Annotated in this window: 28 protein-coding genes; 15 read left to right on the top strand and 13 right to left on the bottom strand. The window is 37.0% G+C overall.

Going from position 1 to position 26479, the window contains the following annotated elements:
• Nucleotides 1-135: 135 nt before the first annotated feature.
• A complete protein-coding gene (gene folA, locus H5084_RS03645) occupies nt 136-627 on the bottom strand; it encodes a type 3 dihydrofolate reductase (protein WP_182689570.1) in 492 nt (163 codons plus the stop codon).
• Nucleotides 628-1029: 402 nt separating this feature from the next.
• On the opposite strand from folA, the gene H5084_RS03640 reads away from it, so the two are divergent.
• Complete coding sequence (locus tag H5084_RS03640; protein WP_028869954.1) at nt 1030-2019, top strand: DUF2333 family protein; 990 nt, start codon at nt 1030-1032, stop codon at nt 2017-2019.
• 145 nt (nt 2020-2164) lie between these two features.
• Here H5084_RS03640 and H5084_RS03635 read toward each other — a convergent pair whose 3' ends face one another.
• From H5084_RS03635 to H5084_RS03620, 4 genes are all read right to left on the bottom strand, one after another.
• Complete coding sequence (locus H5084_RS03635) at nt 2165-2500, bottom strand: PBPRA1643 family SWIM/SEC-C metal-binding motif protein (protein ID WP_028869953.1); 336 nt, start codon at nt 2498-2500, stop codon at nt 2165-2167.
• A gap of 179 nt (nt 2501-2679) precedes the next feature.
• On the bottom strand, nt 2680-3156 hold the full coding sequence (locus H5084_RS03630) for a threonine/serine exporter family protein (RefSeq protein ID WP_028869952.1): 477 nt from the start codon (nt 3154-3156) through the stop codon (nt 2680-2682).
• On the bottom strand, nt 3156-3932 hold the full coding sequence (locus H5084_RS03625) for a threonine/serine exporter ThrE family protein (protein ID WP_037072124.1): 777 nt from the start codon (nt 3930-3932) through the stop codon (nt 3156-3158). The genes H5084_RS03630 and H5084_RS03625 overlap by 1 nt, the downstream gene beginning before the upstream one ends.
• Nucleotides 3933-3944: 12 nt before the next feature.
• A complete protein-coding gene (locus H5084_RS03620; protein ID WP_182689569.1) occupies nt 3945-4901 on the bottom strand; it encodes a methylenetetrahydrofolate reductase in 957 nt (318 codons plus the stop codon).
• A 254-nt stretch (nt 4902-5155) separates the two neighbouring features.
• On the opposite strand from H5084_RS03620, the gene rsmE reads away from it, so the two are divergent.
• The 10 genes from rsmE (at nt 5156) to H5084_RS20020 (ending at nt 12678) form a co-directional block, all read left to right on the top strand.
• The gene (gene rsmE, locus H5084_RS03615) at nt 5156-5884 is read left to right on the top strand and encodes a 16S rRNA (uracil(1498)-N(3))-methyltransferase (protein WP_028869949.1); all 729 of its coding nucleotides are present in this window, start codon (nt 5156-5158) and stop codon (nt 5882-5884) included.
• Nucleotides 5885-5920: 36 nt separating this feature from the next.
• Nucleotides 5921-6874, top strand: a complete 954-nt coding sequence (gshB, locus tag H5084_RS03610) for a glutathione synthase (protein ID WP_028869948.1) — start codon at nt 5921-5923, stop codon at nt 6872-6874.
• A gap of 372 nt (nt 6875-7246) precedes the next feature.
• Nucleotides 7247-7804 carry a YqgE/AlgH family protein gene (locus H5084_RS03605; protein WP_028869947.1) on the top strand — a complete coding sequence of 186 codons (558 nt, stop codon included), beginning with the start codon at nt 7247-7249 and terminating at the stop codon, nt 7802-7804.
• Nucleotides 7804-8277, top strand: coding sequence for a Holliday junction resolvase RuvX (ruvX, locus tag H5084_RS03600; RefSeq protein WP_037072122.1), 474 nt, complete (start codon nt 7804-7806; stop codon nt 8275-8277). The genes H5084_RS03605 and ruvX overlap by 1 nt, the downstream gene beginning before the upstream one ends.
• A gap of 267 nt (nt 8278-8544) precedes the next feature.
• The gene (locus H5084_RS03595; protein ID WP_028869945.1) at nt 8545-9051 is read left to right on the top strand and encodes a DUF3087 domain-containing protein; all 507 of its coding nucleotides are present in this window, start codon (nt 8545-8547) and stop codon (nt 9049-9051) included.
• Nucleotides 9051-9680, top strand: a complete 630-nt coding sequence (locus H5084_RS03590) for a LysE family translocator (RefSeq protein WP_028869944.1) — start codon at nt 9051-9053, stop codon at nt 9678-9680. Before H5084_RS03595 ends, H5084_RS03590 begins: the two co-directional genes overlap by 1 nt.
• A 472-nt stretch (nt 9681-10152) precedes the next feature.
• Nucleotides 10153-11031 (top strand): DMT family transporter, encoded by an 879-nt coding sequence (locus tag H5084_RS03585; RefSeq protein ID WP_182689568.1) that lies wholly within the window; start codon nt 10153-10155, stop codon nt 11029-11031.
• A gap of 56 nt (nt 11032-11087) precedes the next feature.
• The gene (gene yqfB / locus H5084_RS03580; protein ID WP_037072119.1) at nt 11088-11411 is read left to right on the top strand and encodes a N(4)-acetylcytidine aminohydrolase; all 324 of its coding nucleotides are present in this window, start codon (nt 11088-11090) and stop codon (nt 11409-11411) included.
• 70 nt (nt 11412-11481) lie between these two features.
• Nucleotides 11482-12129, top strand: a complete 648-nt coding sequence (locus tag H5084_RS03575) for a peroxiredoxin-like family protein (protein WP_182689567.1) — start codon at nt 11482-11484, stop codon at nt 12127-12129.
• A gap of 321 nt (nt 12130-12450) precedes the next feature.
• Nucleotides 12451-12678 (top strand): alpha-ketoglutarate-dependent dioxygenase AlkB, encoded by a 228-nt coding sequence (locus H5084_RS20020; protein WP_409077626.1) that lies wholly within the window; start codon nt 12451-12453, stop codon nt 12676-12678.
• 14 nt (nt 12679-12692) lie between these two features.
• Here H5084_RS20020 and H5084_RS03565 read toward each other — a convergent pair whose 3' ends face one another.
• Nucleotides 12693-13766, bottom strand: coding sequence for a Preprotein translocase subunit SecY (locus H5084_RS03565; protein WP_259396672.1), 1074 nt, complete (start codon nt 13764-13766; stop codon nt 12693-12695).
• Nucleotides 13767-14284: 518 nt separating this feature from the next.
• Between H5084_RS03565 and H5084_RS03560 the strand changes: the two genes are divergently transcribed.
• Nucleotides 14285-15196, top strand: a complete 912-nt coding sequence (locus tag H5084_RS03560; RefSeq protein WP_182689566.1) for a 2OG-Fe(II) oxygenase family protein — start codon at nt 14285-14287, stop codon at nt 15194-15196.
• 175 nt (nt 15197-15371) lie between these two features.
• Here the strand turns inward: H5084_RS03560 and H5084_RS03555 are convergent, their stop codons facing one another.
• The 3 genes from H5084_RS03555 to ung all read right to left on the bottom strand — a co-directional run bounded on the left by H5084_RS03555 (nt 15372) and on the right by ung (nt 17763).
• Nucleotides 15372-16121, bottom strand: a complete 750-nt coding sequence (locus H5084_RS03555) for a 2OG-Fe(II) oxygenase (protein WP_182689565.1) — start codon at nt 16119-16121, stop codon at nt 15372-15374.
• A gap of 304 nt (nt 16122-16425) precedes the next feature.
• Nucleotides 16426-16965, bottom strand: a complete 540-nt coding sequence (locus H5084_RS03550) for a hemerythrin domain-containing protein (RefSeq protein ID WP_182689564.1) — start codon at nt 16963-16965, stop codon at nt 16426-16428.
• A gap of 138 nt (nt 16966-17103) precedes the next feature.
• The gene (gene ung / locus H5084_RS03545; RefSeq protein WP_182689563.1) at nt 17104-17763 is read right to left on the bottom strand and encodes a uracil-DNA glycosylase; all 660 of its coding nucleotides are present in this window, start codon (nt 17761-17763) and stop codon (nt 17104-17106) included.
• A 373-nt stretch (nt 17764-18136) separates the two neighbouring features.
• Here ung and grcA point away from each other — a divergent pair, with 373 nt between their 5' ends.
• Nucleotides 18137-18517, top strand: a complete 381-nt coding sequence (grcA, locus tag H5084_RS03540; protein ID WP_028869937.1) for an autonomous glycyl radical cofactor GrcA — start codon at nt 18137-18139, stop codon at nt 18515-18517.
• A gap of 251 nt (nt 18518-18768) precedes the next feature.
• On the opposite strand, the gene H5084_RS03535 is transcribed toward grcA, so the two are convergent.
• Complete coding sequence (locus H5084_RS03535) at nt 18769-19680, bottom strand: ZIP family metal transporter (RefSeq protein WP_182689562.1); 912 nt, start codon at nt 19678-19680, stop codon at nt 18769-18771.
• 453 nt (nt 19681-20133) lie between these two features.
• Between H5084_RS03535 and H5084_RS03530 the strand changes: the two genes are divergently transcribed.
• Complete coding sequence (locus H5084_RS03530) at nt 20134-21867, top strand: hypothetical protein (RefSeq protein ID WP_182689561.1); 1734 nt, start codon at nt 20134-20136, stop codon at nt 21865-21867.
• Between the two features lie 289 nt (nt 21868-22156).
• Here H5084_RS03530 and leuE read toward each other — a convergent pair whose 3' ends face one another.
• Complete coding sequence (gene leuE / locus H5084_RS03525) at nt 22157-22828, bottom strand: leucine efflux protein LeuE (protein WP_182689560.1); 672 nt, start codon at nt 22826-22828, stop codon at nt 22157-22159.
• A 398-nt stretch (nt 22829-23226) separates the two neighbouring features.
• On the opposite strand from leuE, the gene H5084_RS03520 reads away from it, so the two are divergent.
• Complete coding sequence (locus tag H5084_RS03520) at nt 23227-24519, top strand: alpha/beta fold hydrolase (protein WP_182689559.1); 1293 nt, start codon at nt 23227-23229, stop codon at nt 24517-24519.
• A gap of 436 nt (nt 24520-24955) precedes the next feature.
• Here the strand turns inward: H5084_RS03520 and H5084_RS03515 are convergent, their stop codons facing one another.
• On the bottom strand, nt 24956-25504 hold the full coding sequence (locus H5084_RS03515; protein ID WP_028869932.1) for a hypothetical protein: 549 nt from the start codon (nt 25502-25504) through the stop codon (nt 24956-24958).
• Between the two features lie 658 nt (nt 25505-26162).
• Nucleotides 26163-26479: hypothetical protein (locus H5084_RS03510; protein WP_182689558.1), on the bottom strand; the 317-nt coding region annotated here is incomplete at its 5' end.

The following is a 26479-nucleotide window of genomic DNA, read 5'->3' as shown; positions in this document are numbered from 1 at the left end:
TTAGGGAAAATGGATGATAGCAAGGCGTTGATTGCAGTAACTAATTATTCTCATTACAAAATCAACAACGAAGCTAGAACTCATTTTAACAAACAGAAATGACTAGATAATTACTTAGATTGGTATAACTAACGCTTAACTCATTCTATCTAAGGTCACAAACTCTAAATTGTGCACATTTTTTTCATCTGCTAAATAATGCTCACTACTTACTTTTTCCCATTTTCCTTGAGTAAGATAATCAGGAAAGTGCGTATCGCCTTTAGTTTCCAAATCAATGAATGTTAAATACAGGCGATTAGCAACAGGTAAAAAATGTTCATAAATAGTGGCTCCGCCGATAATCATCACTTCCTCAACCCCCGCAGCAGCTTGTAATGCTTGCTCAACGGAGGTCACACAAGTAACGCCTGCAATGTTTAAATTAGGATCGCGAGAAACTACAATATTTAAACGTCCTGGTAATGCTCTACCAATTGAGTCATAGGTTTTACGGCCCATGATCACTGGTTTACCTAGTGTTGTGTTTTTAAAATATTGCAAATCTGCTGGCAAATGCCATGGCATTTTGTTTTCTAAACCAATTACACGATGATTTGCCATGGCTACTATCATTGAAATTTTCATTTATTTTCCAAATTTTTACATAATGAGCATAAGTTTATCAATTACGTTTTAAAATTCATCTATTTAATTACTACCTTCTCCTGAAATACCCCTATTGATGGGCAATCAAGTGGATAGCGCTATATTTGTAGATTTTGTAATGACGTTTTTTAAACCTTTAACCCGTTAACGTTTAATCTTAACCACATAATAAGTGTTCGTTATTTGTAGTCGAGCAGTAACGACAATATTTTCTTTACAATTTACACAACTAAACGCACCTACAACCATGAAATATAGTGAAATAGAATAATATTTATAACTTTATGATTTTACACCTCCATTAACGACAATTGAGGTGAAATAATAAACAGGGTTATGGTAAAGTTGATACCCATTCAACATGATATTAAGGAACAGATCATGGCTACTTTACCTAAAAAAAGCATCATTCCCATACTGCTGATCATTGTTTTCTTATTATGGATAATGTCAATTTGGTCTGGCTGGATGCCATCAACATTTGATGTGAAAGCAAAAACACAAGAAGCAGCAACTGCATCCAATAGTGAAATAGTACCTGGTTATGCAACCACAACAACGCTTATTGACGTAACTAGTTGGTTAGTAGATAAACGCGGGGGCTTCTTATCTAACGATGTCACTCCACCAGGATTTTTTATGGATAATATGCCTGCCTTTGAATACGGTGTATTAGAGCAAGTAAGAGATTTAGCTTTAGTGATGCGTTTAGACTTCAGCCGTTCACAATCACAATCGACGGGTGATAAAGACTTAGAAATAGCACAGAATAAAATGAATATTTCGCATACTAACTGGGTTTTGCCTAGTGCAGAAAGTGAATATAAAGATGCAATTAAAGCATTCAAACGCTATCGTGCTCGTCTCTCTGCAACAGACCAAACAGAAGCACAATTTTATACGCGTGCGGATAATCTAAGTGATTGGTTACGTGAGATTGAAAAACGATTAGGCTCTATTTCACAAAACTTAAGCGCCAGTGTCGGTAATGATATATTTGATACGAACCTAGCAGGTGATACTTCAGCAAAACAATCAACGGCCAGCGCTGACGAAATTGAGATCAAAACAAATTGGTTTAAGATTGATGATGTTTTTTATCAAAGCCGTGGTTCAACATGGGCTATTCTGCATTTTTTAAAAGCAGTAGAAATTGACTTTCAAGATGTGCTCGAAAAGAAAAATGCACAAGTTAGTTTAAAACAAATTATTCGTGATTTAGAAGCAACACAACAAGCAGTATGGAGCCCAATGGTATTAAATGGTAATGGCTTTGGTTTCTTAGCAAATCATTCCTTGGTGATGGCAAACTACGTTTCTCGAGCCAATGCAGCCCTGATTGATTTAAGGCGTTTATTAGAACAAGGTTAAAATAAGTGATGACTGAGTAAGGTTACGCTTATTAAAATAAACAATACAAAAATATCAGGCACAAAAAAGCCCCGATAAATATTACTTTATCGGGGCTTTTTAATGTGTGCTTTACTCTTGTTCTATTAAAAATTAATAGTACGAATTAACCACAGCACTTTTTATATTTTTTACCACTACCACAAACACAAGGTTCGTTACGAGCAGGCATTTTTTCAAAACGAGTAGTGACTGGTTTATTAATCAACACATCTAATTCGGTAGTATTCTCTGCTTGTTCAGCATCAACGGTAATAGCGATAACTAAGTTATGTTCTTCAGCTAATGTTTGTACTGCTTCAGCACGGGCATCGGTATTAACAACAACCTGTAAAGGTAGCTCTTCAGTACCAATTTTTACAGCACGCTTTGTATTAAAACCATAACTTGAATGTTTTGGTTTTTTCTCTTTTTTACCTTTAAAGAAAAATTTATCTGACATATTGGACCTTTTTTATTCCACACACTTTGTTCTGCACACTTATTGTACTTAGCATTTTTCGCACAGTGTACAGTATTCCTTAGACCAATCTAGCGTAATATTCGCTGTTCCATTTACCTACACAGTGTGATTAAACTAATCTATCTAATTATATGCTCACTGTTAGTATTAAATTACGATCAAACAATCGGACGGCCACGATAAATTAAAATTGACGGTATCGCTAATCCAAAACTTAATGCCGTTAAAATAAATAAAGTGCGCAAACCATTTTCCATGACCACCTGCATTAACGCTAAGCTATAACCCGTCGTATTAATCTCAACCAATCCAATCATTGCAGAAAAAGCATAACTACCAGGGATCATAGGTATTACTGATGCGACGGTAAAAACAGGACGCGGAATCAAATGTTTACGAGACCAATATAAACCTAAAAACCCCATACTTGCTGAAGCAATTAAGGTTGCCCATTCAATGGGTAAATCAAAATGCATTAACAAAAATCGTAAGCTGTGAGCAAATGCACCGCCCGCAGCACAATAAATCAACATTTTACGCGGCACATTAAATACCATGGCAAAACCAACCGCTGGTATCCACGCAAACCATGCATCGATAATTAACAAGCCTAATAAATCAAAAAATGCGCTCATTAGATTGCCCACCCTGATACGCCAGTGACCTTAATGGCTGCTACAATCCCAATTGACACACTGACCGCAAGTAACGTTGCAAATACCCAACGTGCGATCCCCATATTGACGTATCCTTTAAGCATATCTGACACCGCATTAATTAACGGAAAACCCGGTACCAGTAACAACACACTGGCCGCCATTGCTATTTGTGGGTTTTCCCCAATCTCAAGAATTGCGCCGATACTGGTTATAGTTGTAGCGACAAAAGCAGCGATGGCAAAATTCACAAAGGGATTGTGCTGACGATGCCCTAATTCTTGTCGTACGATCATGGTTAAACTAGAAGCAACAAAAGTCGTCCAATACACAGCTCTATCGCCGCCAAAAAAGTGACTGAAACTGGCACAGGCAAAACCAATCATTAGCACCACCAACCAACGGTTATATTTATAGGGTTTTAATCGCTGTAAGCGCTTTTTAACATCTTTAGCGTCAAGTAGTTTTTTTTCCAACATCACACAGATACGCTGCACTTCACAGACCATTTGCATATTAATGCCGCGGTCATGACAACGTCTAGTAGTGGTAACACAGTGACCGTTCACTAAACTGGTGATCACCATCGCATCGGGGCTGATTGCTAGTTCTATGTTGTCAGCCCCTAGTGCAATCCCTAAACGCTGTGTTGTTTGCTCTACTAAACGGCTTTCAGCACCATGTTGATGTAAAATTTGCCCAGCAAATACTGCTATCCGTGTAATTTCTGTTTGTTGTTCCTTTGACAAGATCATTATTTCATCGACTTATAGTTGTGATTCAGCCAGTTTTAAATCCAACGTGGCTTTAAGGAGTTTAAATAATAATATAGCAGCATCTATCTCTTCTTTGCGATTGGTTAAACTTTCTATATTTAAACCTAATGGAATATTTAGCGGTAATACAGCTAGCAAAATCTGTTCGAAGTTATTTCGACTAATTTGCAAAGACTCTTTGAGTGGATTTTCAGACTCAAGAATACGCAACGACGTCGCTTCCGGAACAGAAATCCCCAACCACTCAATAAATTCTAATGTTTTCGCACTACCACATGGAGAAAAAGTTAAAATCACCCGCTTAGGTTGTATACCCTGTTGTCGACATTCACTGGCATAGCGAGTTAATAAATCAATAGTGGCCTGTGCATTATAAACAGCTTGCGTAATAAAATATTCACAGCCCTGCTCTTGCTTAGCACGTAAACGGACATGCTCATCCCCTTTAGCAACATGCCGCTCTGCAATTGTCACACCACCTAGGTAAAAATCTTGAGGGTGTGCCGCTAAGCTTTTATAAGCGTCAGAGAGTGAGAGTTTAATTTCACCTTCCGATGATGGCGAGCCTACCAACACTATATCTCGCACTGAAAATTGATGCCAAGCATCGGATAACCAACGAGAAAAGTCAGCTTCATCACGTTGTGAAACACTTTTATAAGTGATTACCGGCTTACCGACTTTATCATGTAATATTTTTGAGTATAAACGTGAATCATGAGTATATCTAAATGGAAAAGGACGCGGCTTATCAATACGAGAGGTTTCATCTTGAATGTCATAAACGATAAAACCGTCATAATCAATTTCTTCTAATCGCCCTACTAATTTATCGGCAATACCGGAAACAAGTTCAAGATCGGTGTCATGTTTTGGAGGCGTGGTACCAATGAAATAAACGCCACGCTTAGCGTCGGTAGTTATACTTTTTAACTTAGAACTGTACATATTAAATTCCTGAAACATCACACAAAAAATAAAAGCAACAATTATCCCATATGTTGGGCTTAATTGGTATTAAGGAAGCAATAATTCAATATATCCTTTAGCGATAGTTTATACCCGTTCCCCTTCAAGGCTATCAATGCTCACGGATTAACATAAGTTATGCTAACTCAGTGTAATAATTCAATCTTTAGCAATAGTGATATTAAAAATTTTCGCGTTATACTAAGCTTTTATTTTCAATCAAAAGTAACCTTATGCGTAATCCTCGTTTTTATGAACCGCAATTATTGACCGAAAACACCTGTATCACGTTATCAGACGACGCTACTCAGCATATTCGCGTGTTACGTTTAAATGTAGGCGATAGTATTACCTTATTTAATGGTCAAGGTGGGCAGTATTTAGCACAATTGAATGAAGTTCAAAAAAGAACTTGCCAAGCGAATATTCTTTCATTCCAAGAAACGGACAATGAAAGCCCGCTTCATTTACATTTAGGGCAAGTTATTTCACGTGGTGATCGCATGGAATTTGTGATCCAAAAAGCAGTCGAATTAGGTGTGAATGAAATTACTCCCTTGATCAGTGAGCGTTGTGGTGTAAAACTAAATGCTGAACGGATGGCAAAAAAGCAACAACAGTGGCAAAAAATAGCCATTGCAGCCTGTGAGCAATCGGGTAGAAATATTGTACCAACAATACATACAACACAAGCTTTAACACAATGGTGTGAATATGAGGTTGATTGCTGTAAATTAACCTTGCATCCTCGCGCAAAATATTCAATTAATACATTACCCAACGATATCAAGCATGTGCGTTTATTAATTGGTCCGGAAGGAGGCTTAAGCGATGATGAAATCAGCCTCACTGAAAACTTGGACTTTACTGAAACATTATTAGGCCCTCGCGTATTACGCACAGAAACAGCAGCATTAACTGCAATCACTGCATTGCAATGTCGCTTTGGCGATTTAGCATAACTTTTATTACTTAATAGATTAATGACAGGAATAGATATGACCATAAAAATTGGCATCGTGATGGATCCCATCGCAGACATCAACATTAAAAAAGACTCAAGCTTTGCAATGTTATTAGAAGCTCAATCTCGTGGTTGGGAACTTTATTATTTAGAAATGAAAGATTTATATCTAGAAAATGGTCGTTGTTTTGCAACCAGCAAAAAATTAACCGTACAACGCGAAGCAGGCAATTTTTATCAATTAGAAGATGCAGTTGATCACCCTCTTTCAGACCTTGATGCGGTATTAATGCGTAAAGATCCCCCTTTTGACACAGAATATATCTACGCCACTTATCTATTAGAGCGGGCTGAAGACGAAGGTTGTTTAATCGTTAATAAACCACAAAGTTTACGTGATGCAAATGAAAAACTATTCACAGCTTGGTTTAGTGAATTCACTCCTATCACCTTAGTAACAAGAAGCGCAGAAAAAATTCGTGCTTTCCATCAACAACATAAAGATGTGATTTTAAAACCATTAGACGGCATGGGCGGCGCATCTATCTTCCGTATTAAAGAAAATGACAGCAATGTTGGTGTGATCATTGAAACATTAACAGAGCATCAGCAACGTTACTGCATGGCACAAGCTTTTATCCCAGAAATTAAAGACGGTGATAAGCGTATTCTGATTGTGGATGGAGAGCCAATGCCTTATGCATTAGCCCGTATTCCTGCAAAAGGTGAAACACGTGGTAATCTAGCGGCTGGCGGCACAGGTGTTGCTCAACCTCTTTCTGAGTCTGATTGGCATATTGCTAATACCATAGGTCCAAAGTTAAAAGAAAAGGGCCTGATTTTTGTTGGCTTAGATGTTATTGGTGACAAGGTTACAGAAATCAATGTGACTAGCCCAACTTGCATCCAAGAAATTGATAATGCTTATGGTACTAATATCAGCGGAAAATTAATGGATGCAATTGAAAAACGTATCAAAGGCGCTTAAAAGATATTGTATTTAAGAGCAACAAAACTGAATGCTATTTGATTGAATATATTACCCGCAATCATCGCGGGTAATATAAACCTGACGAATCAAGATAAGATTTAACATGATGACCTTTTGAGCGGTTTAATAGGTTAATCCTGTATCGGTAGGTGTAAATACAAGTCTTAATACCTAAAGTCTATTCACTTCTTGGCTTACTGTTTTTGCCTCTTAAATAGTGACGTTACATATTCATTCCTAATGGAGAATCAAATGACAATAGATAAAACTAAAAACCCTTTTGCTGATTCTGATATTAGCGATGAACGTTCAGTTCCTCTATCAACAGTTCAAGAAAAAGCATCGGAAATGAATACTCAAGCTGAAGTAGTGAGTTCATTAAAGAATCATTTTTTAATCGCGATGCCTTCATTAACAGACCCATACTTTAAAAAATCTGTTGTTTATTTATGTGAGCACGATGATCAAGGTGCGATGGGCTTTATTATTAACTACCCAGTTAAGTTAACACTACAAGAGTTATTAGAAAATGCAGAAAGCATTGACCATGAACCTAGTCCACCTTTGATTGACCCCGTCTTTTTAGGTGGCCCATTAGACATGGACAGAGGGTTTGTATTACACAGCCCCACCCCTGACATTTCACAAAGTACCATGCTTAATGAACAGCTAATGATGTCTAACTCGAATAAAATCCTATCCAGCTTAGGGACAGATAATGCACCTGAGCACTATATGGTTGCCTTGGGCTATTCAAGTTGGGATTCTGGGCAGTTAGAAGAAGAGATAAACCAGAATCAATGGTTAATCATTCATTGTGAAAATGACATTATTTTTAACACACCGGTCGAACAACGTTGGAATACTTCATTACAACGCTTAGGCGTCGACCCATCACAATTAAGTAGCGACGTAGGCCACGCATAATGACATCAGAAAACGATTCAGAACAAGAAAAGAAGACTTCATCAAACGAGTCTAAAGCGCCAAGTACTTTATTAGGTTTTGACTTTGGTACAAAAAGTATTGGTGTTGCAACAGGGCAAATGATCACCGCGACTGCGCAGCCATTAGCAGCTATTAAAGCAAATGATGGTATTCCTAATTGGGATACGGTTGCCGCTGTCATTAAAGAGTGGGCCCCGGATTTAGTCGTCGTAGGATTGCCATTAAATATGGATGGCACTGAGCAAGCCATCACACAAAGAGCGAAAAAATTTGGTAATCGTTTAAACGGCCGTTTTGGCGTAAAAGTAGCTTTTCAAGACGAACGCTTAACAACAGCAAGTGCGAAAGAATTTATTTTTGAACGCGGTGGATTTAAAGCACTTGAAAAAGGAAAAGTGGATAGTGTTTCTGCTGCCCTTATTTTAGAGAGCTGGATGGAAAGCTACTATTAATAAATAGCAATGAATGAATAAATAACAATCAATAAATAGCAATAAATAAAACGCAATCACTGGCTAACAATTAATAATTACTTATAAGTCGTTGTCGATAAAAGACTATCAATTATTTACATTACATAATCTATGAGCGATTATTCACACTATGAATAACCTATGCTAGTAATCTATGTCGATAATCGATGTCAATCCCCTCATCACATTAGGATTAACATTCGATAGCCATGTTTGCCCATTTTGTTAAAGGAATAAATAACCAGAATGCAACTTATTGAAATAGATCCAGAGCGCTATCGTAAACGCTTAAACAAAGTTATTTTTGCTTGCATTGGTATACTTACTGTTGGCAGTTTAGGCATTAGTCAATTGCTTATTTTACTAATGCCTTCACCCGATGGTAGTCATTTCCACTGGAATTTATTGGGTGTCATTGTTATCGCTGCGACACTTCTATTTATATTAAATAAACTTAAAAGCCATGCCTATTTCCACGAAGTCAGTTATGTTTGGAATTTAAAGCAAGCCTTAAATAAAATTAATCGACGCATGAAAAAAATAGAATCAGCTGCGCAGCAAGGCGAGCCCATTGCGATGCAAATTTTACATTTCAGTTACGCAGGTTCTCGCCAGCTTTGGCAATTAGACAATAATACACTAACCATAAATCACTTAACTCATCTTGAAAATAAACTTAATGAGCTTGCTGAAACACATCAAGTCACATTAGATGTAAGCCTTTATAACCAACAACAATTAACGGACTACTGATGCCTATTTTACACATTGAAGCATTTTTGATTGCGATTACTATTTTAACCATGACACCAGGCTTAGATACTACCTTAGTGATTCGAAATACTAGTCGTGGCGGCGAAAAAGATGGTTTCATTACTAGCCTGGGCATATGTACAGGGTTGTTTTTCCATGCCTCTTTATCTGCAGTAGGTATCTCTCTGTTGTTGTCACAATCACCGCAGTTGTTCCAAGCAGTCAAAATGATTGGTGCACTGTATATTTTATATTTAGGGGTTCAAGGGCTAAGACACAGTTTCTTCGCTTCAACTAAAGGCCCAGCCAAGCTATCAGCACAAGGTAATTTCAAGTTTACAAAAAGTTTTAGAGAAGGTTTACTCTCAAATGTTTTAAACCCTAAAACGGCTATCTTTTATCTGGCTTTTTTACCACAATTCATCAATCCTGAATATTCTGCATTTATGCAATCATTGTTGATGGCAACCATTCACTTCGCAATTGCAATGTGTTGGCAAGCATTCATCAGCCGCATGATTGTCACCGCACAAAAACGATTTGATGGTGGTAAAACACAAGTAATAATGGAACGTTTAACTGGTGTGGTGTTAATTGGATTAGCGGTTAAATTATTATTAGAAAAATAATTTCATTTAAAATGTAAAGGGTTTTCATTTTTAATGTGACAACCCTTTATTTCCTTACTTGCACCTGTAACGACCAACTCATCAAAGCCTTTGCAATGCCTCACTCTGTTATTACTTTCTTTCTTATGCTGGTTATTACTCAACTGAATTGATGCGATTTATGTGGTATATAACCCCTACTATTCAATAGATAAAATCAGCAAGCAGTGAGGTAAGCAGGGTCGAAGATGGTTATCTTACACCTTGTCTTGAAATCCAATTAATGACTGAATAATGCATATTGATTGGTTATGAGATCAATTAACTAAATGATTTAATTGGCAACAGACCTTCCATTACCATAATTAACATTATTAAATTAAAAAAATAAAACCGTGTTTTTATTACTGAATTATTGCAAAAAATAGTTTACTCTACTGTGCTTCCTTATCAATACTCAAACACTGTCTAACCTTAAAAGTAAGGGTATATTTTGCAACAAAAATTTGCATTCAGAGCAGAACTAATTTTAATACTGGTGACTATTTTAGCGGGCCTTGGCTGGATTTTTTCTAAAGAGTCCTTAGCTGGAATGACACCTTTATTTTTTGTTTCCATGCGTTTTCTAGTGGGTGGCGTTGTATTATTTTTAATTGGCCCCCGCTATTTTCGAAACCTGAAATGGGATGATGTTAAACCCATTATATTAATTGGTGGCGTTATGGGGTTAGCGATGATGTGCTGGGTATTAGGATTAGATCAAGCCTCTAATCTTGGTGTTGGCGCATTCATTACCTGCCTTGGAGTTGTATTTGTTCCTATTATTGGGCGCTTTATGTTTGGTGATAGGCCCGCCACCAGCATTTGGGTTGCGCTACCCGTTGCTGTAACAGGTTTAATTTTTTTAGCTCTGAGTAATGGTATGAGTTTTGAAATCGCACACTTATATTTCTTAGGAACTGCCATCGGTGTGGCATTCCAACTGAATCTACTATCTCGTTTTTTAATGCGTATGCATGCTTTAGTGATCACCAGTATTCAACTAACTAGTGCAGGTATCTTATTATTAATCATGTCATTATTCACTGAAGCAATGCCTCAGGGGATTACGTTTAGTATTACCCTTTGGTTTCTAGCCAGTACTTTAATCGCAACCAGTTTGCGCTACCTACTTCAGATGTACGCCATGAGCTTAACGCCCGTTAGTCATGCGGCAGTGATCATGAATTTAGAGCCAGTATGGGCTGCTATTTTTGCTGTGTTATGGTTTGGAGAAGTGATGACATTAGGGCAAATTTTTGGGTGTTTCCTCATTTTTATGGCAATGCTCATTAGCCGTTGGTCGCAAATAAGAAAACTGTTTAAACGCTAATTAAAACAACCAATGTCTGCCCTTACAATAGGCGTAGCAAAACTGGATATATATATATGACAATCCCGATAACGAATAAAATTACGTTTTTTGAGTTTTTAACGCCATCTGTCGCATCGGGTGAAAAAACTATTACCATTCGAGACAAATCTGAGAGTCACTATATCGTTGGCTCTGAAGTAGAAGTCTTTACCTTAGAAACAGATCAAAAGGTATGTAATATACAAATTGAATCAGTGACACCATTAAAGTTTGAGGATATTAATGAATTTCATGCTCAACAAGAAGCCATGGAATTACAACCGCTTAAAGATTTAATCCAAAAAATCTATCCAAATACTAACCAGTTATTCATGATCACTTACAGCCTATTACCTTAAGATCTCTATACAACAACCTTAATGTAATTGATAATACCACAGCCAAATATCTACTATTCAGGAATCAAATATGACAACTTTAAAACAACAAACCGAAGCAAAAGTAGAAGCTGGACGTAAAGGAAATCCTGATTTTATGGCAGGTGTCGATCAGGTTATTGCTCAAGCAAAATCTTTTCAACAAGGTAACGATGCACTCGAAGTGGGTAAAAATGCGCCTCATTTTGAACTTCCTGATGCGCAGGGTAAGTCCACTTCACTAACAGATTTACTAACAAAAGGGCCTGTCGTGATCACTTTTTATCGAGGCAGTTGGTGCCCTTACTGTAATTTACAACTAAAAGCATTGCAGGCACGATTAGCAGATATTCAAGCATTAGGGGCAACCTTAGTCGCAATTAGCCCACAGGTACCCGATGGGTCGTTAACTGCCGATGAAATACATAATATGGACTTTACTGTGTTGTCGGATCAAGATGCACAAGTGGCTGCTGAATATGGCGTAGCATGGCAGGTGCCAGAGTTTTTACTGGATCATATGCGTACCGACCGCCAACTCGACCTAGAGGCCATCAATAATGGCAATGCTAATATCATTCCTATTCCCGCCACTTTTATCCTTAACAGTGACGGTGAAGTGACATGGCGTTTTGTGGATGTTGATTACCGCATTCGTTCTGAGCCTGCAGATATTATTGAAGCATTGCAAAAGTTATAGGCTAAACAATTAAGAAAAATAAAAAAACCTTTATCCTAAATTAAATAGGATAAAGGTGATCTAATATCGCTATCATCAAAATGAGTAATAATACCAACTCCGTTAACTAACTGAACAGTCTTACTGGTTAAAAGGAACTATTTCCGCGTTAAACATTTTGCAAAAAGAGTATTCTCATTACAAAATAAACAACGCAGCTAGGATTCATTTTAACAAGCACAAATGACTAGATAATTACTTAGATTGGTATTACATCACGTTGGCAGCGAAGGGATGACTTGACATAATGATGCAGAAAAAGACTTAAAGAAGAACGCTGCGATTGCATTAATTCGTTTAGGCGCAGAAAGGAAGTTTTCTTTTAAACATAAACAAAACAAACCAAACCAAACCATCTCATTAGTCTTAGAGTACGCAGGCCTTTTAGTCATGCAAAATACCACTCAAATTCACTGGTGGTATTGCTTACCACCAGCAAAGAAAGTATTCGAGCCAAGGATCAACCTAACTTTTCGCATCATTGAGCAAGCCTCACCGGCTTTTATTTAAAACCACGCTATCGATTAGGCTGCCTGCTCAAGCATCGATGACAGTTTGTCAGATACGCTTGGTTTATTATTATTTTGCTCACCTTCACCTTGCCAAATGAAATGACGATTCGGTTTTTGTCTAATCAATCCCTTTGCTAATAGAACACTAAACACTTGATCCGTATCTTCAACATTCAATGTTAGCTTGTCGGATAATGCCTTTTTAGAACAGCGGATACTACCAGAACTTAATAATGGAATGGCTTGTTGTAATAACTCTTCACTGCGGGACAAGTTGCTCGCTTTCAGGTTAGGACCATTATCAAGTAAATGGGGGGCAGGTGACGAGTGCTTATCTTGCTCAACTTGCTGTAATTTTAAGGTGCGAGTAAAACGTAACTCTTCGCCAATTAATCCCACAAAGAAAGCTGCAAATAAATCTAATAATACCGACAGAAAAATGACCAATGATAATTGCGCAGTCTTAGTCTCAATATTCAATGCCGTCGCCACACTACCAATTAACCCTAATACCGAACCTTGACTTGCAACAGGTTGTTTATCGCGTTCAATCGCAAGCGCTAACTGTTGTTGACGTAATTCAGTGTTCTCTTTTTGAAGACGTGCGACACCCGTAACAATACGATTCAATTCTATATACTTTTCTGCAGCAACATTATTAAGTGCAATCTGTTTATCAATGGCGGCGATTTGAAAATCAAATGCAGCTTTTTTATTATTTTGTAGATCAAGATGGCTCTGTGCGGTGTTGGTTGCACTATTAATACCACCGATACTGCCACCAACGGAAATAATGGCTAAAATACTGTAAAAAATAAACGCTGAAAATGCACCACTAATATTATGCCTTGCTAAACGTTCCCCAAACTCATACCAAGCAAAAAACTTTCCTAGTTCAAAGATGACTGCCAATAAGCCAAATAAAAACTGCATCCACAATCCATTATCAATTGATAAAAACAATAATAAGGAAAAGATGATTGATGCCAATATAGAGGCACCGGTGAAGCCATAAACAACGGTCATAGCAAAAGGGCCTTTTGCATGGCGAATGCGTTTTTTAGATAGGGTCGATATATTGGTCATGAATTATCTACTTATGATTGTTGATCGTTGCTCAAATCGTGAAAGCCTTGGTAATAGCTAACAAAGCCGATCAATAAGGACAGAAATTGGCGCGAATTGTAGAGGGGCTTTTATCGAAAAGCCAGCAATGACAAGCAGTAGATGAATAAATAAGTAAATTATCAATGATTTGTTTATTTTTTATACCAATTTAAAACAACAGAGTTTCTAAAAGTATGAGCAGCCGTGACATTATTTGAGTAATGATAAGTGCTCACCGCTCTCTTAAGTATTTTTCCCGTTTGATTATTAACGTTAATAATGCCATTAGCGCCGGTAGTGCCATTATAGCAAGCAATGTTATTTACATTATAAAACCTGAGATGACGAATGAATAATTAACCGTTATTGATTATCTACAAAAACTTGATTCTGTTTCCTTATTAGTACCGTTTATTTAGAAAAACAGGTGTAATAGAATGCATTTTTCGCCAAGGTAAGCGCGATTATTTAGTAATATATTTGGAGTAAATAACACAATGGCACTTAATCAATTACAACAAGCACAAGCCTTAACGCTACCTTCGCGAGAAGCAATGCTTTACCGTAGTCCATCGGTACAACAATTTTGGAACAACAATATCGACTTACTGAGTAATGCATGGCAAGAGTGGGATAATAACGTGCAAGCTAATACGTCTCCTCTAGACAGTTCATTACTGGATAAACGTTTACACAAAGCGATAATGGAAGCATGGCAAGATCCAACAAAAGAGTTAGCAATCCATGATTTGTTAGAAGAAGTGGGACCAGGTGTTTACCAGTTACAGTTTTTCAATCCAGAGCGTTTATCAGTATTACGTGATTACTTAGAAAGTGCTTGGAATGCAAAAATCCCATTGCGTCCACCCTACGGAATCGTACTTAATCGTCGAGGAGCAATGTTAGATAGTCGTTCTGAGGGATACCTTGCAGCGCCAAACTTCCAAGCTTTTTACAAAGAATTAATTAATGCTTATATGCGCCCTATTGCTCGTCTCGTTTTCCCAGAAGTCATGGGGTACGATACGCAATCATTTGCTTTTTCAATTCATTACCAAGCTAATACAGATAATTCAATCCGCCCACACACGGATGCATCGTCAGTCACCTTGAATATCAATTTAAACTTGCCCGGTGAGGAATTTACCGGTTCAACAGTTGATTTTTTAAACTCGGGTACAGGAAAAATGAAAGGACTTACTTTTAAACCAGGTAGCGCGATGCTGCATCGTGGTAACGTGATACATGCTGCGCAACCGATCACCAGTGGCCAACGTACTAACTTTGTATTTTGGTTGTTTGGTAATCAAGGACAATTGCCACCGCAAGACATTAAATCGACACAGATTGATGCACAGCAACGTTGGACACAACCAACAGCAGCAATCGATAATTATGCGCCATTTTAAGGTTATGTTTTGTTCATTTTCTTTATTTATCTCACTGCCTCAATGAGTCAAAGGTGGTGAGATAAATATATTATTCAGACAAAAATGAGAAAAAATAAAACAACACCTTAACTCACTTAAGGTGTTAGATATCAAGAATAAGTAGCGTTATCAGAACGTCGTTGAATAATAAAAGCTAGCGTGGTGGGTCAACGCGATCAGTGACGGATGTATTAACCCTAAACCATCCTGCAATAGAATAACGATCTCGGTTTGCTGCTAATACTTCATGTGGAAACTCTTCACTCAAAAAAGCCACTACAGTGCCCATTAATGGCACAACCTTAATGCCTTCTCTATCATGATCATTTTTATATAATACTAATTCACCACCATCCGTTGGTAACCAATGACTATTAAAATAAACCACTAGCGACAATATACGATTCGATTCACCTTTAAAAGCATCGTAATGACGTTTGTAATAATCGCCAGGGCCGTAATGAGCAAAATGACTTTCGAATGAAAATAATCCTAAGAATAAATGTCGATTTAAATAACGTTGAAAGCTAGCCGTCCATTCAAGCCATTCCTTTCCAGCTTGGCTTTCACCCGTTATCCAACTAATGGCATCGGTTCTAACAAACTCATTTTTTAAATATTCTTTACCCCTACCAATACCAGCATTTTTAAACTTATCGGCTTCCATTGCTTGTTGATGTATAAATAGGGTTTCAGTTAAGTGTTCAGGCAAAGCTGTTGGCCTAATACTGTAACCTTGTTGATGAATATCTTTTGCAATCAATGCAAATAAAGATTCATCAATTATTTTATTTCTGCCGATTTCTCTAATCTTTTTTGCTGCTAGCAAAGTAGTGGCCTTAATATAAATATGAATGGATAATAAATTAACTAAAAAGTAACGAATGTATAAGTTGTAGGGCATTTACCCCATTAAATGGGGTGATAAATCACCTTTTCCATGAAGCTATTAGGCAATTATTGACTGCTCTTTAACCACTTGTAACGGGAGCGCATAGTGCCAGTTTTATATCAGAAGAAAAGCTTTATTATGCGCATCTAAGATGGAAATTGGAAAAATATAAAATTGAGGTAAAAAACCGTTATCTAAGCACTTCCCATTTAAATCTAAGCTAACATTTATATCTATGTTTAGCCATGAGCTTAAGATTGTAGTGTTACAGATAGCGGTTTAAAAGAATTAGCCTTAAAAGAATGGTCCCTCTAAGTTAAGCCAAGTTAATACGTGTCGCTAAGGATTTAAACTCATCGCTAATATTAGCCCCGAATAGTGGATCAACATATTCTTTGTGCTTCCATTCTAAACTGAGGTGGATCCAATCATCGGCCGTTAAACTTTTTTTGATAGCAGGTAGAATATCTTGCTCTTCATAATTCAAATGCGACTTTTGATTACTGACGAATTGAGCCAACTTTTCAGTGAAAAGCGCTTTAGGAATAATTGCATCTAACAAAATCATATCTAACATATCATCTAACTCACATGTCAGCACTTTTAAATGTTGATGATCATCAGCTAAACGATTAGCAACTTGGTCTTTTACTACGCGATATTTTAAATAGTAAGCATAAATAAGATCTTCCATCGGATGATGGTACTTGTCCGCATAATTTTTCAGATAACTGATAATGGATTTAATAAGTCGATAGTCAATTTCTTTGTCTTCTTTTAACAAATTGACTTTAGCCTCTAGAACCTGCAATAACTGCATCATATTGCGGTGATCTTGTTGAATTTTTGCAATCATTTGTTAAGCCTCGAATGTAATAGAACAACATATGGATGGTATTTGATCACTCATAACAAGGTCAAATTATAATCAAAGTGACAATTTAAATACCTGTAGTAAATCAAGAAACCACTTAATATCTATAAGTTCTCATGATTATTCTACTTTCCAATCTATCGGTGTTTTATTTTGCGCAATCAATAAATTATTCACTTTAGAAAAGTGCTGGCAGCCAAAAAACCCTCGATAAGCAGATAATGGAGAAGGATGTACGGCACTTAAAATATGATGTTTATTTGAATCTATCAAAGTCGATTTTTTAATTGCATAACTGCCCCACAATAGAAATACAACCCCTTCTTTATTGTCATTAATATATTGAATTACATTATTCGTAAATTGTTCCCAACCTTGTTTTGCATGGCTGCCCGCATTACTCTTTTCAACGGTTAAAACGGCATTAATCAATAATACACCTTGTTTCGCCCAGTTAGTCAAATCACCATTTTCAGGCACAGTGGACCACGATAAATCATCAGTTAATTCTTTATATATATTGCGTAAGGAAGGAGGTAATTTAATACCTTTGGGCACAGAAAAACTTAAGCCATGAGCTTGCCCTTCTCCGTGGTAAGGATCTTGACCTAAAATAACCACTTTCGTATTTTTTAAATCAGTTAATGAAAAAGCATTAAAACGATCTTTTTCTGCTGGGTAGATACTTTTACCCAATGCACCTTCATTATCGATAAATTGTTGCAGTTTCTTAAAATACGCTTTTTGTTGCTCTTGCTTTATAAACATTTGCCAGCACATGGCATCCTCCCTTTAAGACTTTCAATACACAATAACACATAAGCAATTGTTAAATATTAACTTTTAAATCACATTTATTTAACAATTAAGATTGAAAAGAAACACCAATAATATTTCATTTAAGATCTCATTAAAAACAGCAAGTTATAAAATCACCTTGATATCGCTCAATTTTAATACAAAAAAACCATACAAAAAATAAGTGAATATTGATTTACATCAATCTAATCCAGTCATATAATCTGACGTAGATTCATTAAAACGTTATATTAAATATAGTTTATATACAGTATCGTAATTTTATTACGAAATAAGATAACTATTAATCGTTTTAATTAACATTAAGTATTTCAACCAATATTAAGGAAATATCATGGCTTTAGGCATCCAGATTACTAAATCAGATAACGCAGCATTATTAAATTCTTTCTGGTTATTAGATCAAAAAAACGCTCAAGCACGTTGTTTATGTGTAAAGGACAATGCATACGCTGAAGATCAAGTGATTTCTTTAGCTGAGTTGGGTGATATTGAATATAAAGAAATCCCTGTTCAAGCACCTGCTGCACAGGAAGGCGGACAGCACTTAAATGTAAATGTGCTACGTCGTGAAACACTAGAAGATGCAGTTAAACACCCTGAAAAATACCCGCAATTAACCATTCGAGTATCAGGATATGCAGTACGTTTTAACTCATTAACACCAGAACAACAACAAGATGTATTAACGCGTACTTTCACTGAAAGCTTATAATTACAGCGTTATTTTTTGTTTAAAATAAAAGCGTTCTGAATAGTATTAAGAACGCTTTTTAGCACAACCATTCAGTCAGTATTCATCATCTTTCCTGCTCTGTGATCCCCTAACCTGCTCGCTAGCCCGCATAGATATTCACTTGTATCACTACAACTACACTTGGATCACCAATGGCCTGGTTTCCTATAAAGTGTAAAACGAATACAAAGCCTTATTAGTTATAAACCGTCAATAAACACCGTTAGTATTTATCCTAGAGTCGTATCCAATAACATCATCAGAGCAAAGCCAATCATCAAACCAATGGTGGCTACCGTCTTATTACCATTACTATGGGTTTCAGGGATCACTTCATGAGACACTACAAATAACATCGCTGCACCGGCTAAACCTAAACCGATCGGATAAGCAACAAGATAACCGCCAGCCAGACTCACTCCCAGTAATGCACCCAGTGGCTCAAGTAACCCGGTTGCTGCTGCAATTAATACCGAAAATCCCGGTTGAAATCCCGTTGCACGAAGTGTCACCGCCACCGCTAAACCTTCTGGAATATCTTGTAAAGCAATAGCGGTCGTTAATGGGATACCAACCGATAAATCTCCTTGTGCATAACCAACACCAATCGCCATGCCTTCAGGAAAATTATGTAATGCAATCGCAAAGACAAAAAGCCATGCTCGACTATAGGCTTCATGTCCTGCACCACATGGACCTGAATCTATATGTTCATGAGGTACAAATTCATCTAAACCAATCATCAAAGCAACACCCATGATCATGCCAAACAGCACAATCATTCCTCCCAAGAAAGCACTTCCAGAAATATCAATGGCTGCTTCAATACCCGGTAATAATAATGAAAAAGCAGCAGCAGCTAACATCATCCCCGCTGCAAAACCTAACATAGCGTCTGATAGTTTTCTTGGGATCTCTTTGATAAACAAAGCAGGTAACGTACCTATTGCCGTCGCTAAAAAACCAGCAGTTCCGCCTATTAAGGCATACTTAATAAATACTTGCTGATCCGAGTAGACCGAATTCAATATCATCAAGGTAATAAAGATAATAGAGGTAATGAGAATTAAGGTTAAATAAGGATGTTTTTTACAATGTTTTTTAACCTCAGAATTCCAACTTGAAGGTGCAATGACATCCATATTTGTTCCCCATATGATATTAGTTTTTGCGGTCTGAGATAAATGATTAAATCAAACCAAATAATATCACACCTCAATATTGATCTTTGCTGGATCACAGCTAGAAAATTGAAGTTATACCTTTTTTGTTACCAGAAGTTTATTTTAAACTGAAAATATAGCGTTGGCATTGCATCACTTAATATAAAGCTAACAGCAATAATTACATTCACTAATTTTACATATTCTTTACTTATATTTTTATATGTAAAAACATACGACACATCACAGTCAAAAAAAAGTATTTACAAAATAAATTTTTTCCTTTCTAAATAATGCACTTAGAATTAAAAATCATGATAAAAACATGACCTTCAATATATTAAATACATTTAATTTACAATATAATGCCAAATCAAAAAATAGTACCTTCATTGAGATACAACAATAAATTAAAAAAGGAATTTAAAATACATGAAGTTTAAATACTCAAAAGTCGCTATGTTGTTGGCACTATCTAGTACTTTAGTTGCCTGTAATGATACATCTAATAATCAAGAAATAGTGCAGCAGGAAGAGGGAAAATCATCCGTGACCGGTAATTTAAAAGATTACTATACGAATGCAGCTATCGCTCAAAAATCAGTACAACTTTCTATTAACGGAGTCGTAGTTGATAGCACAATGAGTAATGATGATGGCTCATTCGAGCTACAATTTTTAGATACCTTAATCTTTGATAATGCCATCCTTTCTTCCGATGCAGAGGGTTATACGGAAGTATCAAAAAGAGTGGCTAGCACAGAAATTGATTTAGAAAACAATCTATATTTACCCCCAATACATGCTCAAGTAGTATTTTCAGCTTCTGAAAGCAGTGAACTTCAAGTGGATGGTAATACTTTAGTGAAGATCGAGGCAGACAGTTTTGTTAATGCTAATGGTGAGACTGTTACCGGCAATATTACATCCGAACTATTTATTATAGACCCAACCAATGATATCGATTTAATGCCAGGTGAAATGGTCACAGCCAGTGCAACAGATCCTTCAGCAGAAGTGCCAATTGAATCATTTGGCGCAATCACTGCAACGTTCACCGATGATTCAGGTGAAGCAGTAAGATTAGCAGACGGAAAAACAGCAGAAGTACGCATTCCAGCTTCAGGGTCGCCACTTCCGGAAACAATGCCTTTGTATTATTACGATAATATTAATGGGATCTGGGTAGAGGAAGGAGTAGCGACATTAACGGACATGGACTCAGTTTATTATTATGTTGGTACCGTATCACACTTTACAACTTGGAATGCCGATAGAGTATACGAAACAATTATGATTGGAGGTTGTGTTGTTGACACGGAAGGTGAAGCTATAAGTAGTGCACGTATTAGCACCGAAGGGCAAGATTATAATGGTCGTTCATCTGCTTATTCAGATGCCGATGGTTACTTTTCAATTGCAGCAAAAATGGATAGCCAAGTATTTGTATCTGCAAATACAGGTCAACAAAGTAGAACACTGACGATTAACACTGAGGATCAAAATACCACGATCGATGAGTGTTTAATACTAGATAACGCGACCTCTAAAATAGAGCTTAAATGGGGTTTAAACCCTGATGATCTAGATAGTCATTTCTTCGGTCCAAGCGATGAAAATAATCGTTTTCATATTGCTTATTATAATCAAACAGTAGTAGTGAATGGTTCAAATATTTACCTCGATGTAGATGATACCGACAGTTACGGACCAGAAATAATTACCGTACCTCAATACAGCTTACCCGGGATATATAAATATGCTATTTATAATTTCTCAAACGAAACAGCAATTAAGCCATCAGAAACACGAGTAGAACTTATTCTTGATGAGCAAAGAACTCTTTTTGTTCCACCTGCAGGCGAAGCTAAACGTTGGTGGCATGTTTTCGAAGTTGAAGTATTTGAAGATGGCACAAAAACAGTTACAACAGTTAATGAATGGTCAAACTCCGCGCCTGAAGAAACAGATGATGAAGAAGAGTTTGAATCTAATGATGAAAATAGTTTACAGCAAGCATCAACTGCTCAACTATCGTCGATTTCTATGCAATCAACGAGATCATTAATAAATACTATTGAAAGTAAAAAAATAACAACCAGTAACATTGTAGAGCAATCAAATACTGCATCTTCTTTGTTAATTAATAAGTATTACGCTAAGTAGCTATTGTGATTAATTATGCTAAGTAGCTTCAGTAACTATACCTTGCATTCAAGTAATGATACTAATGGCTTGTAATTACGCCTATTAATGCAATATTAAAAGTCTGTTAATGTAACTCAACATTCATTAACAGACTTCATTTAAAGATTTATATCAAGGGGAAGCAGCTATAAATAACTAATTCACAAACTAGCAAAATTCAAGCTAGCTAACATATTGAAAAATTAAAAAATCAATAGCCTCACAATTGTCTATTCCAGATCAATAAGCTCAAATTAACTTTATATAACTAACTCGCACTCGCTAATGCCAACTTAATTGCAAAGCCAACAAAACCAACACCAACACCACCAGCAGAAATTGAACTTACTTTTTGACGTTTTCTAAACCCTTCTGCCAATTTTTGACCCGCATAAACTAAAATCACTAAATAAGTGAGGCTCAATGTTTGCAGAGTCAGCGCCAATATCAAAAATGGTACCGCGGGTTGTGGATAGCTAGGGTCAACAAACTGCGCAAAGAATGATAGGAAAAACAAAATAGCTTTAGGGTTTAATAAACTCACTAATAACGACTTTTTAAACGCTTTTGCTCCCGTAGTCCGCTTCTCAGTGATTGAACTTTGTAAATCACTGGTATCGACTTTGCGCCACGTTGTAATGGCATCTTTAATTAAGTTATAGCCGATATAGATAAGGTAAGCTGCTCCGGCGTATTTAATGACCATAAATAAAGCCGGATAAGTCACCAGAATAGATACAGCACCAAGTGCGGTTGCTAGCATCAATAATGAGTCACCAACTAAAATGCCCAATAATGCAGACCAACCTAGGCGTGCTCCTTGTCGAGCAGAAAGTGCCAGAACATAAAGTGAATTAGGGCCAGGTAATAGCACAATAAATAACGTCCCCACAAAATAGGTCGCATAATTCAACACGCCTAGGTTCTCTAAATTTAACATTTAACTTACGCCTCCCAATGTCAATGACGACTAATTATTTACTACCCATTTGATCTGTAAAGTATAATAAAAATGTAAAGCAAACAACCTTACTCAAGGTAACTTTCCCATGTTATTTCAAGATGCTTTTTAAAGTATAAGCTAGACCACTTAAACTGAAGGTTTTCCCGAAGACCGTAAGGTAAGTAAGGCCAGCAAATAACATCTATCATTGTTAAATTTTGCACCTATCATCGAGCTTAAATTCACATCAAAAGCAAATAACGACTGTTTGCGACTTTTTGATCTTGAAGTATCATGGCTAGCGAAAGATTGATGGCGGGTGTTGATACATGTATTAATAGCAAATGGCTATTGTTAGGCACCGTGAATAAAAAATTCATAAAAAGGATCGTACTTTGCAAACAAGTTTTATTGATGGAACAACCTTATATCGTCAACACCACTTTAAATTACCGCTCGATCATAACAACCCTAATGGACAGACAATTGCTGTTTTTGCGCGTGAATTGGTAGATGTAACAAAAGATAAACAAGACTTACCCTGGTTGGTATTCTTTCAAGGTGGTCCAGGTTTCCAATCACCACGTGTAAGCGGTGAATCTGGATGGTTAAAGCGTTTACTACAAGAGTATCGTGTATTGCTCTTAGACCAACGTGGTACAGGTCAAAGCACAGAAATCAGCCAAGACACCTTAGCGCACCTCTCTGCAACTGAACAAGCGGCGTATCTGGCACACTTTAGAGCAGATAGTATTGTGCGTGATGCTGAAGCGATTCGCGTTAAATTAAATATCATACAATGGGCAACCTTCGGGCAGAGCTTTGGTGGTTTTTGTATATTAACTTACCTGTCATTATTCCCACAAAGCCTATCACGTTGCTATGTAACAGGAGGGATCCCGTCGACTACTCGACCTGCTGATGATGTTTATCAGGCGACCTATAAGCGTACAACTGATAAAAATAATGCGTTCTTTGCACAGTTTCCAGCGGCACAACAGATGTGTTGTGATATCGCAGAATATCTATCAAATAATGAGGTATTTTTACCTAACGGGCAGCCATTTACCGTTGAACAGCTTCAATTAATCGGCATTAATTTGGGTCGCTGTAATGCAAATTTAGCTCTTTATTATCAACTAGAAAGTGCATTTATAACCGTTAATGGATGCAAACAACTGAGTTACAATTTCTTGAATCAGATGCAGCAAGAGCAAGGCTATCTCACTAACCCCCTGTATGCCATTTTACATGAATCTATTTATTGCCAAGGCACTGCTTCAAATTGGTCTGCACATCGTGTACGTGAACAATATCCACAGTTTAATTATCAAACGGGTAAGGCCTTTATGTTTACTGGGGAGATGGTTTACCCGTGGATGTTTGAGCAGTTAGCAACCTTAAAGCCATTATCTGAAGCTGCAAACTTGTTAGCGGAAAAATACGATTGGAGTAAGTTGTACGACACGAATGTATTAAGCCAAAACAAAGTACCACTAGCATGTGTAGCGTATGCGGATGATATGTTTGTTGAGTTTGATTATACGCGCGAGACTTTGGCCAACATTCCGATGTCTAACGTTTGGATCACGAATGAATATGAACATAATGGTATTGGGGTTGAGGGTGAAAAAATTCTCAGTCGATTGATTACAATGGCGAATGCATTAGATAACTTACCCAAGTAGTCTTTTGTATTAATACCAATGCATGAGTTTAGGATTTAGGACTTAGAGTTTAGAGCTAAGCTTGTTTGAGGCTGCTTTTTGATATGGGCTCCTACAGTCATTGCTGAGTATTTAATACGGGGATTTCACCTATCCGCGACTTCCCTTTTTCTTAGGTAGAAGACCCCCAGATATTCTGAGAAAGGAAAAAGACTAACACCGTTGAACTATCTGCTCCAATTCATCAATGAGGAAAGTTCAAGGCGGAGAAAATTGCAGACACACTGAGTGAAGTTTAATGCTTCACGCATTGAGAGGGTTAAGATTAAAAATGTGTATCTGCAACTTAGTGTGGCTTATTTATCTAGTAATTGTTTGCCAAGCAATTGTTTACTAGCAATTGTTTACTAGAAATTATTTACAAAGCAGTTTTCCCCAGCAATTTTTTACCTAGCAGCTACTTAATCATTTTTTGATGCATGGCTTTTACTAAGGCAACCAGTGCTTCTTTTGATAACTTATCAGCTTTAGCAACGGTCTCAGCCAGATCCTTTTTATTAGCAACAATAGGCGTGAAGTCAACGACGGGTTTCAATACCGCTTTGATCAATTTCTTCGCAGTATCCGGATCATTATTCTCAATAATCGTTAATACTTCTGCTTTCATGGTTGCATTTTTTTCAAGTAATAACTTAGCAATATGTGTGAACCCCACGATTTCACATTGCTCTAAAGTGCCGAATTTAGGCAGCATGCGCCAAGCGTTCAGCGTATTAGGCGTCACCTCTTCAATATCAATTGGACATTCATCGATAACGTTTGCCCAAACCCAATCAAGAAAAACTTCATCACTACAGAGAATTTCTCTTACCTTGTTACAGGCTTTACCGATTTTATACTTTGCTTCTTGTTTATCTTGCGCTGTTGGCGCATTAGTATCGATATAATGGGTGGTATCTAAGTATTGTAAAATTATATCTTGCTGTTCTTTTAACGCTGAGCTCATTGAGTCTACCTATTTAATAACATCTCATTAATGTATGTTTTCACGAATTAAACGCAGTGTATCTTACCAAGGCAAAGAGTCTAGAAATATGGACGGTACCATGTACAAAATACCCACAACATGTGTTCAGAAGAATATGCCAACAACGATAAAAATAGGACATCCACTGTTTTATATGTATTGAGCTACACTATACCAATAACGAATACCAATAACGAATACCAACAACAGATACCGATAACCCAAACCAACAATCTATAACAATAACTCAACACAATAAGCCCAAACAACATCACTAAAAAATAGCCCATATCGTTTCTTCATCTGAATAAATAGCAGCCTTCTTAGACGCACCGTTTATATGCCACATCCCAGTACAGAGCTGAACCAGTACGGCAAAGGGCATACAGAGCTTAGCTCGCTCATATAACTATGCTCTCGCATAAATAGCTCTCGACCTAAAAGCTTGCTAACGACGGTGATTAATTCAGAAAAATGGGAAGTTGATGTAGCCATATTGAAATTCGGTTTAATCGTTCGCGAATTAATATTATGGCGTTCATATAACAGCACTTTGTATTTTTGATGCAAAACGCAGGACTTTGTCCCAGAGATTTATTGTTTTCACCCAAGATTTAACTTATTTAAAAACAATAGCTTACAGCCGGTATATTGTTATTGCATAGAGTGCAGCAAAGCCTAATAACATTAATAACACAACAGGTTTTGCACGACGCAAAAACAATGGTAGCCAGCTTGATTTAATAATGTAGATTGAAGTCAGTACCATTAATACACCGGAACAAAAGGCTGCCAGCCCCCAAAACTCTCTAAAGTGTTGGCTCGCGTACCAAAAGATATTCCACAACCCCGCGGCGAGTAAAATAACACCAACACTAAGGCGAATAGGTCGAGGACAACCTTTTGCCATTGGCGGTACGGCCACAATTAAACCTGCGAGCATACACGCAGTAA

The organism is Psychromonas sp. SR45-3 (assembly GCF_014163575.1).
Classification (GTDB): domain Bacteria; phylum Pseudomonadota; class Gammaproteobacteria; order Enterobacterales; family Psychromonadaceae; genus Psychromonas; species Psychromonas arctica.
This window is presented reverse-complemented; position numbering and strand designations above follow the sequence as displayed.

Coding starts and splice junctions, on each gene's coding strand:
- folA (WP_182689570.1), bottom strand. CDS start 627: ATGAAAATTTCAATGATAGTAGCCATGGCAAATCATCGTGTAATTGGT.
- H5084_RS03640 (WP_028869954.1), top strand. CDS start 1,030: ATGGCTACTTTACCTAAAAAAAGCATCATTCCCATACTGCTGATCATT.
- H5084_RS03635 (WP_028869953.1), bottom strand. CDS start 2,500: ATGTCAGATAAATTTTTCTTTAAAGGTAAAAAAGAGAAAAAACCAAAA.
- H5084_RS03630 (WP_028869952.1), bottom strand. CDS start 3,156: ATGAGCGCATTTTTTGATTTATTAGGCTTGTTAATTATCGATGCATGG.
- H5084_RS03625 (WP_037072124.1), bottom strand. CDS start 3,932: ATGATCTTGTCAAAGGAACAACAAACAGAAATTACACGGATAGCAGTA.
- H5084_RS03620 (WP_182689569.1), bottom strand. CDS start 4,901: ATGTACAGTTCTAAGTTAAAAAGTATAACTACCGACGCTAAGCGTGGC.
- rsmE (WP_028869949.1), top strand. CDS start 5,156: ATGCGTAATCCTCGTTTTTATGAACCGCAATTATTGACCGAAAACACC.
- gshB (WP_028869948.1), top strand. CDS start 5,921: ATGACCATAAAAATTGGCATCGTGATGGATCCCATCGCAGACATCAAC.
- ruvX (WP_037072122.1), top strand. CDS start 7,804: ATGACATCAGAAAACGATTCAGAACAAGAAAAGAAGACTTCATCAAAC.
- H5084_RS03595 (WP_028869945.1), top strand. CDS start 8,545: ATGCAACTTATTGAAATAGATCCAGAGCGCTATCGTAAACGCTTAAAC.
- H5084_RS03590 (WP_028869944.1), top strand. CDS start 9,051: ATGCCTATTTTACACATTGAAGCATTTTTGATTGCGATTACTATTTTA.
- yqfB (WP_037072119.1), top strand. CDS start 11,088: ATGACAATCCCGATAACGAATAAAATTACGTTTTTTGAGTTTTTAACG.
- H5084_RS03575 (WP_182689567.1), top strand. CDS start 11,482: ATGACAACTTTAAAACAACAAACCGAAGCAAAAGTAGAAGCTGGACGT.
- H5084_RS03565 (WP_259396672.1), bottom strand. CDS start 13,766: ATGACCAATATATCGACCCTATCTAAAAAACGCATTCGCCATGCAAAA.
- H5084_RS03560 (WP_182689566.1), top strand. CDS start 14,285: ATGGCACTTAATCAATTACAACAAGCACAAGCCTTAACGCTACCTTCG.
- H5084_RS03555 (WP_182689565.1), bottom strand. CDS start 16,121: ATGCCCTACAACTTATACATTCGTTACTTTTTAGTTAATTTATTATCC.
- H5084_RS03550 (WP_182689564.1), bottom strand. CDS start 16,965: ATGATTGCAAAAATTCAACAAGATCACCGCAATATGATGCAGTTATTG.
- ung (WP_182689563.1), bottom strand. CDS start 17,763: ATGTGCTGGCAAATGTTTATAAAGCAAGAGCAACAAAAAGCGTATTTT.
- grcA (WP_028869937.1), top strand. CDS start 18,137: ATGGCTTTAGGCATCCAGATTACTAAATCAGATAACGCAGCATTATTA.
- H5084_RS03535 (WP_182689562.1), bottom strand. CDS start 19,680: ATGGATGTCATTGCACCTTCAAGTTGGAATTCTGAGGTTAAAAAACAT.
- H5084_RS03530 (WP_182689561.1), top strand. CDS start 20,134: ATGAAGTTTAAATACTCAAAAGTCGCTATGTTGTTGGCACTATCTAGT.
- leuE (WP_182689560.1), bottom strand. CDS start 22,828: ATGTTAAATTTAGAGAACCTAGGCGTGTTGAATTATGCGACCTATTTT.
- H5084_RS03515 (WP_028869932.1), bottom strand. CDS start 25,504: ATGAGCTCAGCGTTAAAAGAACAGCAAGATATAATTTTACAATACTTA.